Source organism: Paenibacillus sp. FSL H7-0737, assembly GCF_000758545.1.
Taxonomy (GTDB): Bacteria; Bacillota; Bacilli; order Paenibacillales; family Paenibacillaceae; genus Paenibacillus_AQ.
Genome location: NZ_CP009279.1, coordinates 4,617,074 through 4,629,082, shown reverse-complemented (window position 1 = coordinate 4,629,082; position 12,009 = coordinate 4,617,074). Strand labels below are relative to the sequence as shown.

8 protein-coding genes are annotated in these 12,009 nt (G+C 43.5%); 6 read left to right on the top strand and 2 right to left on the bottom strand.

What is annotated here, in order from left to right; genetic code table 11:
- Positions 1–250: 250 nt before the first annotated feature.
- Both H70737_RS20265 and H70737_RS20260 read right to left on the bottom strand, forming a co-directional pair.
- The gene (locus H70737_RS20265; protein ID WP_042190089.1) at positions 251–1,162 is read right to left on the bottom strand and encodes a LysR family transcriptional regulator; all 912 of its coding nucleotides are present in this window, start codon (positions 1,160–1,162) and stop codon (positions 251–253) included.
- Between the two features lie 189 nt (positions 1,163–1,351).
- On the bottom strand, positions 1,352–2,701 hold the full coding sequence (locus H70737_RS20260; RefSeq protein WP_042190087.1) for an FAD-binding oxidoreductase: 1,350 nt from the start codon (positions 2,699–2,701) through the stop codon (positions 1,352–1,354).
- 257 nt (positions 2,702–2,958) lie between these two features.
- On the opposite strand from H70737_RS20260, the gene leuC reads away from it, so the two are divergent.
- From leuC to H70737_RS20230, 6 genes are all read left to right on the top strand, one after another.
- Positions 2,959–4,383, top strand: a complete 1,425-nt coding sequence (gene leuC, locus H70737_RS20255) for a 3-isopropylmalate dehydratase large subunit (protein WP_042190084.1) — start codon at positions 2,959–2,961, stop codon at positions 4,381–4,383.
- 29 nt (positions 4,384–4,412) lie between these two features.
- On the top strand, positions 4,413–5,015 hold the full coding sequence (leuD, locus tag H70737_RS20250) for a 3-isopropylmalate dehydratase small subunit (protein WP_042190082.1): 603 nt from the start codon (positions 4,413–4,415) through the stop codon (positions 5,013–5,015).
- A 186-nt stretch (positions 5,016–5,201) separates the two neighbouring features.
- Positions 5,202–6,770, top strand: coding sequence for an N-acetylmuramoyl-L-alanine amidase family protein (locus H70737_RS20245; protein ID WP_042190080.1), 1,569 nt, complete (start codon positions 5,202–5,204; stop codon positions 6,768–6,770).
- A gap of 147 nt (positions 6,771–6,917) precedes the next feature.
- Positions 6,918–8,357, top strand: coding sequence for an N-acetylmuramoyl-L-alanine amidase family protein (locus tag H70737_RS20240; RefSeq protein WP_042190078.1), 1,440 nt, complete (start codon positions 6,918–6,920; stop codon positions 8,355–8,357).
- A 114-nt stretch (positions 8,358–8,471) separates the two neighbouring features.
- A complete protein-coding gene (locus tag H70737_RS20235; RefSeq protein WP_042190076.1) occupies positions 8,472–9,131 on the top strand; it encodes a GerMN domain-containing protein in 660 nt (219 codons plus the stop codon).
- An 87-nt stretch (positions 9,132–9,218) separates the two neighbouring features.
- Complete coding sequence (locus H70737_RS20230; RefSeq protein WP_052404369.1) at positions 9,219–11,951, top strand: S-layer homology domain-containing protein; 2,733 nt, start codon at positions 9,219–9,221, stop codon at positions 11,949–11,951.
- Positions 11,952–12,009: the final 58 nt, after the last annotated feature.

Here is a 12,009-nt window from a genome sequence, read left to right as displayed (position 1 = left end):
TATTTTCAATAGAATACCATGGAGATGGTTGCTTTGCAAAGGAAAAACGAAGGAACTATTTCTCGCATTAGAAAGCTTTGATTATTCTGTTTAACCTCTAAGTAAGGGTATAATCTGTTACCAAGAGGTGAATTAAATTGACTAAAGACAACAATCCTGAGCAGGCGCAGAATCAAGATCTAAACGAAAAAGCGGCCAGTTAATGGAAGTGCGGCTCGGTGTCAGATGATCTGAGCAGCCTTCCAAGGGTCTATTCTTCGGTTAATTCAGATACCGTAGATTTAAATGTTTCTACAAAAGCTTTAGCGGCTTTAGATAAATAACGTCCACGTCGATAGGCTACGACAAGTGTTCGGCTAGGGGCAGGATCAGTGAGCGGTAAGTAGACAGGGACGAATTCACTCCGCGGTGCACGGGCAATAAAATGAGGCACAAGAGTTACACCCATTCCAGTGGCGACCAGTGACTGAACTGTTTCCATGTTATTGCTCTCAAAAACAATTTTTGGTTCGAAGCCAGCGTTTCGGCACAGATCCATAGTCATTTTACGGAAGCCTTGGCCTTCTTTAAGTACGATAAATGGCTCGTCCTTTAGTTCTTGTAAAGAGGTCTTAGTTCCATCTAAGCTACGTTTAGCCAGCGGGTGTTCGGGTGGGACTGCAAGATCGATTCTTTCCTCACCCAGTTCTTCGTAAGCAAGAGCTGGAATTTCGAGCGGCAATGAGAGCAGGCTCAAATCAGTCTGACCACTCGCAGTGAGCTTCTCTAGGTTCATGGAGGAGTCTTCGAGCAGAGTGATTTCTACTTCCGGGTAATTTTGTTTAAAAACCGGAAGTACATGCGGTAGTAAATGTGCACCAGTGATCGGCATACTGCCTACAACGACGCGCCCGGTACGCAATTCAGAAATATCAGACATTTCTTGTCGCAGCAGTTCTACGCCATCAATGATGATTTGAGCTTGCTCTACGAATTTAGATCCAGCATAGGTCAGTTCAACAGAGCTGGTATTTCGCTGGAACAGCATTACACCGAGCTCTTTTTCCAGCTTGGAAAGCTGCTGACTGAGTGATGGTTGGGCAATGTGCAGCTTGTCCGCTGCACGGGAGAAGTTTTTTTCGGCTGCGATTTGCAGTACATATTGTAGTTGTCTCAGTTCCATGTATAAACTCCTTTGGGAGATTGTTTTTACTTATAAGTATAAGCTATGAAACTGAAGTTTTATATAGGTTCACATGTAAGTTCGTGCACGAACGCACTGACCGGCAAATAGGAAGGGGTGGATTACCAGTATTCGCTGGAGTCCTTTATGTTTGCCGGTCTAATTTCGATGCTACGCTATTACGTCTTACTATACTTTGCGGGCTGGAGAGATGCTTTGAGGGTTGTTAAATATATTTCCCGGGTCATATTTAGCTTTGACTCTCCGTAATCTAGGATAGTTCGCTCCATAATATACTGGTCCGGAATTTTTAATTCCCTGGTCTGGAACGTTGATGTAGCTCCCCACGATAAATGGCTGCAGCTTCCGGCGTGTATTTCGTACTACGAATATATTTCTGGCAGCTTCCGATTTCTTGATCCATGAGCTATTCCACTCAACATAGAATTTCGCTTTACGCCAGTAAAAGGCTGTAGATTTGGGTGACTTACGGCTCACAGCTCCACCCCAGTTGAGGAAAAAGAAACCTGCGAATTCTCCCTCCACTTTCTCTAAGAATTCACGCATGGACTTAATTGCCTTGTCCGGGAAGGGTTTTCTTACGAAACCGCTGGAGAACTGGTTGCTGACTCTTTGAGTTAGCACTGGATCAGGCGCTAACATAAAACTCACTACTTTTGTATAGGGCAAAGAGCGGATGATTTGATTCGTAGGCGTTCCAACGCTCGTAACGGGCTTTAAGAGGCGGGAAGCCTCTGCCTTTGATCCGAGGAACAGCCCCGTCATAGTGACATTACCGCCTTTTTTCGGACCAATGGATAATTCACTGCCCAGTTTGGTATTAACGCAAGGAGCCCAGAGTTGCCAAGCTTTGAATACCTTCTCGAACTGATCCCAAGGCCAGGTGATACGAAAAACGGTAGCCGAAGCTGGAGCAGGACGTACTTTGAATTTGTAACTGGTGTAAACTCCGAAATTCCCCCCGCCACCTCCGCGGGAAGCCCAGAGGAGATCAGAGTTACTATTCTTATTGGCACGAATAATTTTCCCTTTGGCATCAACCATTTCGAGTTCGATTAGATTATCACTAACAAGGCCCACGGTTCGCTGGAGCGGCCCGATACCCCCGCCTAGGGTGATGCCTCCGATTCCAACCGTAGGGCTATCGCCGAATGGAGCCATATATCCTTGCCCAGCAAGCGTGTGTGCAATTCTCCCCACAGTATTTCCGGTACCCACAACAACAGTTCCTGATTTTTTATTTAGTTTGATTTTCTTCATTTCACTTACATCGATGACGATTCCTCCGGTGACCTGTGAAAGATTAACCTCCAGAGAATGTCTACCGCTTCTTGCACGGATAGGGACTTTATTCTCGTTAGCCCATTTTATGGCGTTCGCTACATCTTGTGTTTTTTGTGCGAAAACAAACACTTTCGGGAATTTGTCAGTATGCGGATCCCAATTTTTACGTGCCGTTTCATACCCTTGATCACCTTTGAAAATAACTCGCCCGGTAAGTCTCGTTCCTGACCTCAATTGTTCCAACTCCTTCTGCGCTAACAAATGCACTGCATTTCAACAACCAGGACCCGATATAGTATGAAGGGCATTCGTCTAAGGAGTGGGCTGACTAGGGTCTCAGCAAAAAAATCATCTTCAATTTATAGGTTAAACCTATCACTTCTATAGATATCATATCTTGGAATTATAAAGATGGTGATGTTATATTTAGATCATTCAAGAGAGACTCCACGCTCTCTTCCAATGAACGATTCTATTAATGAGGTGAAATTATGAGCAACAAGACAATGTTTGAAAAGATTTGGGATAATCATGTTATTCATCAAGAGGAAGGTAAACCTAGCATTATTTATATCGATCTGCATTTGGTTCATGAAGTAACTTCTCCACAAGCTTTCGAAGGACTTCGCCTCAGTAACCGCAAGGTCCGCCGTCCTGAGCTGACTTTCGCTACAATGGACCACAACGTTCCTACCAAGGATCGTTTTAACATTAAGGATCCAATTTCCAAGCAGCAAATTGATACACTTTCTAAAAACTGTGCTGATTTTGGAGTTAGATTGTTCGACCTGAATGATATCGATCAAGGCGTTGTACACGTAATGGGACCTGAGATCGGTTTGACGCACCCTGGTAAAACTATCGTTTGCGGTGACAGCCATACCTCCACACATGGAGCATTTGGTGCGCTGGCTTTTGGTATCGGTACTAGTGAAGTTGAACATGTAATGGCTACCCAATGTTTGCAGCAATCCAAAGCTAAGACTATGGAAGTTCGTTTCACAGGTAAACGCAATCCTGGTGTAACAGCAAAGGATATGATCCTTGGTGTTATTGCTAAGTATGGTACTGATTTTGCAACAGGTTATGTAATTGAATACACAGGTGAAGCTATTCGTGAGCTGTCGATGGAAGAACGTATGACCGTCTGCAACATGTCGATCGAAGGCGGAGCAAGAGCAGGTTTGATCGCTCCTGACGAAACTACTTTTAACTATCTGCGTGGACGTCAATATGTGCCGCAAGGCGAAGCATACGACGCTGCTGTTGAAGGATGGAAGAGTCTTGTTAGTGACGAAGGTGCTCAGTATGATACGGTAGTTGAATTCGATGTGGAGACATTGATTCCACAAGTGACTTGGGGTACTAGCCCGGGCATGGGTACTGATATCAACTCTAGCGTGCCAAATCCGGCTGACTTTACCACTGAAAATGAACGCAAAGCTGCTGAAAAAGCGCTTGAATATATGGATTTGACTCCTGGAACTCCTATTTCTGAAATTCCAATTGATTATGTATTTATCGGTTCTTGTACTAACGGACGGATCGAAGATTTGAGAGCCGCAGCCGTGGTAGCAAAAGGCCATAAAGTCTCTGATAAGGTTACTGCCATTGTTGTTCCTGGATCTGGTCGTGTTAAAATGCAGGCTGAGAAGGAAGGGCTTGATAAAGTCTTTACTGACGCGGGCTTTGAATGGCGCGAAGCGGGATGCAGCATGTGTCTTGCGATGAACCCTGATGTACTGCAACCGGGGCAACGCTGTGCATCTACCTCGAACCGTAACTTTGAAGGACGTCAAGGTCGCGGTGGACGCACGCATCTTGTATCCCCAGCTATGGCTGCTGCAGCTGCGATAAAAGGCCGTTTCACTGATGTACGTGATTGGAACTATAAGACGGAAGCTGTCAGCTCATAGAACTAGAGAGAACACGGGAGGATAAAACTATGGATGCTTTTAAAAAATTAACAGGAATTGTTGCACCAGTAGATCGGGTGAATGTAGATACGGATGCTATTATCCCAAAGCAGTTCCTGAAACGGATTGAACGGACAGGATTTGGACAATTTTTGTTCTACGAATGGCGTTTTGATGAAGCTGGTAACGATAACGCTGCCTTTGAAATGAATAAGCCACGCTATAAAGGTGCTTCTGTCTTGATCTCACGTGCTAACTTTGGCTGTGGTTCCTCACGGGAACATGCACCTTGGGCGATTATGGATTATGGGTTCAGAGTTGTTATTGCACCTTCTTATGCAGATATCTTCTACAACAACTGCTTTAAGAATGGCATTTTGCCGATCAAGCTTTCGGAAGAGCAAGTGGATGAGCTATTTAATCGGACAGCCGAGCATGATGGCTACCAGTTGACCGTGGATCTTGAGAGCAATACACTTCACGATGAATTTGGACTGAGCATCAGCTTTGATCTAGATGAGCACCGTCGTCAGTTCTTGCTGCAAGGTCTGGATGATATCGGATTAACCCTTCAGCATGCAGATGAAATTGCTGCGTATGAAGAGCGTCATGCGGCTAAGTTATTCTCTTAATAATAGGATATAACTGGTTTCATTCTTAACTTTTACAAAAATTACGCAAAACTTCTATTTCCGGGTGTCGGAAATAGAAGTTTTTTTGCTATAATCGAAATATTGATTGGTGATAAAGGAAACATTTGGTGATTTCTGTCGTCTTAATACTTATCTAGATCTATTACTTGCAGAAGGAGCGGGAAAATGAGAAGAGTTGGGTATCGAACGTTGCTACTATTGTTGCTGCCATTATTATTACTATCATTCACTGGACGTGAAGCTGCCGCAGCTGGTAGCAGCTCAGGCAGAATTATTATGGACAATCAAGAGCTTGCTTTGCCAAAAGGAATTAAACTTGAGAATGTCAATGGTAGCGTTATGATTCCCGTCAGAGTGGTAGTGGAGAATCTTGGATTTGAGGTATTGTGGGAGCAGCAGGCCCGCAAAGTAACGGTTCACCAAGATGGAAAAAGCATTGAGCTGGCTGTAGGAAAAAAAACAGCTGATGCGGATGGAGTAACGTTTGATTTAAACGCAGCACCCAAGCAAAGCGGTGGTACAGTTCTCGTTCCGATTCGCTTCGTAAGTGAGCAGTTCGGTCTAAAGGTTGGCTGGGATAATAGCGATAAAACGGTCTATTTGACGGGTGGACAAGCTTCGGTGGCTACACCTGAGGGAACCGTTACTAGTCCAACAGCAACAAGTACTCCTTCTCCAACCCAGATTACTACACCCGGCGTGGATAATGGCACAAGCACTGGAAGTGTTTTGCCCTCACCGACACCACAATCATCCTCAGTACCAGGAAGCACTGGTGTGAATGCAGCAGGTCCGCTGGTAAATGGGGCAGCCTTCACTGAGAATCGATTAATCATCGCTGTTTCTGGGGCCCCTAAACCTAGCATCACAAAAATGAGCAGTCCAGATCGAATCGTCGTAGATTTTCCCGGTGCAGCTTTTGCTCCTGATTTCGTAGGAGGTCTACCGAGTATTACCACAAACGGAAGTCCGCAAGGGAAGCTGGATGTTACTGGTTACCCTCTAGTTTCTGAGATCCGGTATGCGTTGTTCAGTGTAAGTCCTTCTACTGTTAGGTTCGTGATTCAAACGGTCGGGAGCCAGCCTTATCAATTAAGTACGGATGAAAGTACTGGACTGGTGACACTGGATTTGAATGTTACAGGCAGTGAAGGGAACACCTCAGGTGGTAGTGGAATGACAGGAAAGCCAGTTGTAGTTCTCGACGCGGGTCATGGAGGGACACAATCAGGAGCAGTCAGTCTCACGGGTAAGCTGGAAAAAGACTTCAATCTGGCAGTTATCCGTAAAGTACAAACACTACTTATGCAGGAAGCTTTGGTTGACGTCGTATTTACTAGGACTGAAGACATTACGTTGGGTCTTCAGGATCGAGTAAATATCGCAGAAGCAGCAAAGGCTAATCTATTTATTTCAGTGCATGGGAATTCACTAGAGTTGGGTTATCCGAATAGAGACAAAATAAATGGCAGTGAAACGTACTATTCGCGTAGTGGGAGTCTGCCGCTTGCTCAGGTCATGCACAAACATCTGATAGCAGGTACTGGATTCAAGGACAACGGAGTAAGAACGAAAAGCCTGCATGTTACAAGAGAAACCAGTATGCCGGCAGTACTTCTAGAAGTGGGATATCTTACTAATTCAGGAAATGAATCAGGGATGTATAGTGAGCAGCTTCAAGACAAATTAGCGAGAGAAATTGTAGCCGGTATTAAGGAATATCTAGGACTTTAATGCTTAATGTTGGTGAGATTTCTCAATTTTTATGGAATATATTCGCAACCTTTATAGATTATTAGCGTCTAATAGAGGTCTGAGGTTGACGTAGACAGGCCATCACGATCGCCATTCACAGGCGAATACTAGATTTAGAGGTGAAGAATGAAGAAATTCAGTTTGATGTTGTTTTTGTTGCTCTTAGTATTTGTTTTGCCTGAGAACGGACATGCTGCTGCCGGGAATAGTAAGATTTTTCTGGACGGCAAGGAGCTGACCGCAGGGCAAACTGTCCCGGTTGAGAATGTGAATGATACAATCATGGTGCCGTTAAGGTTGATCTCTGAAAGCCTTGGATATAACGTGGGTTGGGATCAGAAGAGCAAGACGGTAACGATTGAACAGCAAGGAAAAGTCATCAAATTGGTTGTGAATCAAAAGATAGCCTCAGTTGATGACAAGACAGTAACACTTACCACAGCACCTATCCTTCGTAGTAATACGACACTTGTACCGATTCGGTTCATTAGTGAACAGTTCGGATTAAATGTCTCGTGGGACAACGTGAAGAAGAGTGTGTATCTTATTACCCCAGGATCCTCAAATGATAACGGCAGTTCAGGTGGAAATACTGAAAATGGTGGATCTGAGGTTGTACCGCCGGTAGATCCTTCAAAGAATTTAACGATGGTAAATGGTGTGAGCTTTAGCGAAAATCGTTTGAGCATTGCCATGGAGGGTAATTCAGTACCGAAAGTGACAGTGATGACTGGGCCGGATCGGTTAGTTGTTGATTTACCTAATGCCACCTTCTCAGACCTATTTGGCACAGGACAGATCCTTGATCCTGACCTAAACGGTAGCTTGGAAGTGAAAGATTATCCCGATGTATCAGGAGTACGTTACTCCCTTTATAGCACGAATCCTTATACAGTACGTTTTGTAATCGATTTGAACTATGCTAAGAATTACAACGTTAGCGTAACTGGAGACGATTCTAAGCTGGTTGTAATCGATCTAAATGCGGAAAGCACTGATGATACTACTACACAACCAGGAAATAATGGCAGAAAGCTAGTAGTATTAGATGCAGGGCATGGGGCTAAAGATTCTGGAGCAGTGGGTGTTACAGGTAAATACGAGAAGAATTTTAATTTGGCCATCGTACTTAAGACAGCTGAATTGCTGAAAAAAGAAAGTAATATTGACGTCGTGTTAACACGAAGTAATGATACTTTCTTGGAGCTTAAAGAAAGAGCAGCTATGGCGAATAATTTAAAAGCTGATATCTTCATATCTGTACACGCCAATAGCTCAGGTTCCTCATCAGCTAGTGGAACAGAAACGTATTATCAACGGGAAGCCAGTAAAGCATTGGCGAACGTGATGCATAAATACCTTGTTCAAGCTACAGGGCTTAGCGATCGCGGTGTACGTTATGGGAATTTCCATGTTATCCGTGAAACGAAAATGCCTGCAGTATTACTTGAAGTGGGATACCTTAGCAACAAAAAAGATGAAGCATTGCTCTTTACAGATGCACTTCAAAACAAAGTTGCGGCTTCAATAGTGAGTGGGATTAAGGAATATTTGGGTATAAAATAACAGACCAGTGGCAGACGAGCGCCGCAAAGTCAGCTTTCTGCTTTTATTTTAAAAGGCAAGAAGTGGTTTTGCGGTACCTGTCTGCCCGTATTCATCTAGAGGAGGCGTTTATTAATGATGAAACAAAAATGGAGTACAATTGGGATCGCTACACTGCTTCTGCTAGTGATTGCTGGCTGTGGAGACAAGCCTACTGCGGCTCCAGCAAATGGTGTGGAGCAAGAGACTTCAAATGTTGTAAGTGGTGCGGGAGAAAGTACACCGGCTCCAAGCGATGAACCAGGAAACGAAGTGACTAGCACTCCGCAACCGACAGCAGATAATAGCAACACAGAAACTCAGGCAACTGCAAAGCCAGTAGCAGATGAGAAGCAAAAACAGAGCCAGAGTATCGATGCATATTATACGGATTCACAAGTTATGGATCTGATTCCTGCTAAGACTAGCATTAGCTTCTCTGACGATGCCCAGAAATATACAGAGACGTTCAAAGCATTGCAAAGCAACGAGAATACCGACCTTGTATCATTATGGGGCAAGATTGAACTGAAATCGTTAAAGTTTGTTGATGGTCAAATTGTGATGGATCTTCATAAACCGGATGAAGCACAGCTGGGTGCTGGTGGGGAGTCCTTAGCGATTTCATCACTTGCCAAAACCTATTTTCAATTTGAAGAAGTAAAAAGCATCGAAGTTTTGGTGGATGGTGAAAAGGTTGAAAGCTTGATGGGTCATGTTGATCTAATGCATCCAATGACTAGAGATAATAGCTAATTGTTATTACAACAAAGGATAAAAGCATCTAACTGACGAATTTTAAACTATACTATTTATTTGAGTCATAGAGAGGGGAATAATCTATTGTCCGCGCAAAAAAGGTCAAAACGTCCATTGAAGGCTTATTCTACGAAAGCAGTATCGGCTGTTATGGCTGGAACCATGATTTTTAGTGGCGCAAGCGCAGTGTTTGCAGATACAGCCGCTACAGCAGCAACAACTACTACACAATCTGTTGGCATTTTTAGCGATGTGAAGACAGGCTTTTGGGCTGAAAAGCATATTTATAAATTAGCATCACAAGGAATTGTAGTTGGTAATAATGGTTTGTTCCGCCCTGGGGATTCTGTAACTCAACAGGAAGCTGTGCTTATGGCATTACGTTTTATGAAGTTGCAGGATAAAGTGGATACTTCTTCTACGGTTGCCTTACCTAATGATTTTAAGGTTACGAATTATTACAAGGATTATGTAGTGTTGGCTTTTCAACAAGGCCTACTTGATAAGGCGACTGAAATGGCTCCAGATAATCTGAAGACTTCTTGGGGAGAACGTAAAGCCTCCCGCGAATGGATTGCTGAACTCTTAATTCGTGCACTAGGAAAAAGTGCAGATGCAGCCGTAGCAGCTAGTGCGCCGACAGGCTTTGCGGATGATGCTAAAGTGTCTGCAAACAAAAGAGGGTACATCAACGTTGCTGTTGATCTGAAACTAGCCAATGGTCTTGACGGTAATCGCTTTGATCCACAAGGGGCTGTGACCCGTGCTCAATTGGCGACTTTTTTTAGCCGTGCAGAAGCTCACAATACGGTTGAATATGACAACACGGTATCAGGAACAATCAGTCAATTAGCAGGTGGGAAACTCTCCGTCTATAACAACGGAAAGACTTCTACATATACCCTGGGAGCGAGCACCGCTTATTACACAAGCGCTTCTGAAAGTAGAATAAATCTAAGTGATGTCCAACCTTACACAAAGGTTACTGTAATTGGAGCGACATATAATGCAGCCTATGTTGAAGTGACTGACCCTACACAACAAGTGGAGAGCCTTTCCGGAAACTTCGCAATGGTAGCACCTGGTAATAAGCTATGGCTGAAATCAGCTACTGGGTTCACTGAATATTACTACGATGAAGCGACTACCTTTGAAGATGCGAATGGGACTTCAATTGAACCTGCTTCACTGGTAGCAGACAGCATAGTTACGTTACAGCGTGAAACTTATAGTGGTTCACATAAAGTGGTCAAGGTTCAAGTGACTTCAGGCGTTGTAAACAAAACGACAACAGGTACCGTTCAAAGTATAGATCTTCCTGGGAAAAGCATTACGTTTAAAAATGCTGCTGGTACGGTGGAAACCTTTAAATGGGAAGATGGAACTTCATTATTCAGCTCGCAATCATCAGTGCTGCAGCCAGCAGATTTAAAGACAGGTGCTGCTGTTAAATATACGATTAAGGAAAATGTGATACGTACTGTAGAAGTGACAGAAGGTGTTGAACGGACAGTTCAAGGTGTACTTACCGAACTGAGCAATTCAACAGTTGTGTATAAAAAAACGGACGGAACACGTGAAGTTAAACTGTTAGGCACGAAGCCGGTGATTGTTATTCCGAATATGAATAGCGCTGTGGCTGATGATCTTATAGCTGATACAGTAGGTGGGGACAAAATTCAGCTTACGCTGAACAGCAGTGATCAAGTCATAAAGATTGAAGTGTTAAGCCGTCAAATTGAGCAGTATAGTGGAGCGACGGTTATTGACTATAATACTAAAACACAGCTGTTGACAGTTATGGATACTGAAAAAAAGGCACATGTCGTTCAGTTGGATGAAAAAACAAAATTGTTGATTGAAGGCGTACTTCCTAACTTAACGAATGTCGGTACGAAACTTGTTGAGAACCGTAAAGTGAATTTAACGGCAATAGGTCAACGGGCTTTGTCTTTGGAAATTGTCACAAAGTACGAAGGAACTTTGTCTGCTGTTAATTCTACTTCTAGAACAATTGTATTGAAGCTTAAAGATGGCGGGCAAACTATAACACTGCCATATCCACAATTAGTTGATCTTTTTGGGAAGACTAATCCATCCTTAAGTGATGTTCCTGTTGGTAGTAATGTGACAGCCTCACTGACAACTAGTCAGGATCTCATTGCAGTATTGAAAGTAAAGACCGTTCTTCAGGTTGAAGCAGCAACTGTTAATTCTGGAACCAACCGTGTAAGCATTAAGTGGAACGGGGGGACCAGTGAAATTAATACTGCGGCGCTTCCAATAACTAATGAAGCCGGTGAGAGCATTAAGATAACCGCTTTGAAATCAGGAGATTATCTGAATGTGACTTTTGATGGAAGCGCACCGCTCTCTATTCAGGCCGTCAAGCTTACAACGGGTCAGATTAGTTCAGTAGGAGCTGCAACGAATAGCTTAATTGTGAAGGAGTATGCTGGAGCAGCACAAAACTTTACTGTAAGCGGTGGGGTTAGAATCATACGTGATGGCGCCACAACAACTGCTCTTAGTAACTTAACAACAGCGGACAGAGTGGAGATTCGTAAAGACACGGATGGAGCGACAGTCATTCGTGTGTTACCACAGTTAACTCGTTCATTCTCTCGCTATGACAGTACGACGAACTCATTGGTGACTAAGAGAGCTAATCTGAACGATAAGTATCAGTTCACTCTTGCTTCAAATGTATATATTCATCAAGGAGATACGACATTGTCCGTGCAATCTCTGAAAGAAAATGATAATATTATAATGTATTTCAATAATGATATCGTGGTTGAAATTGTGAAACAATAGTAGCAATGGTGGATTTCTGAGTGAATCACCGTCTTGACACAGGAGCTTTGCCTGCGTC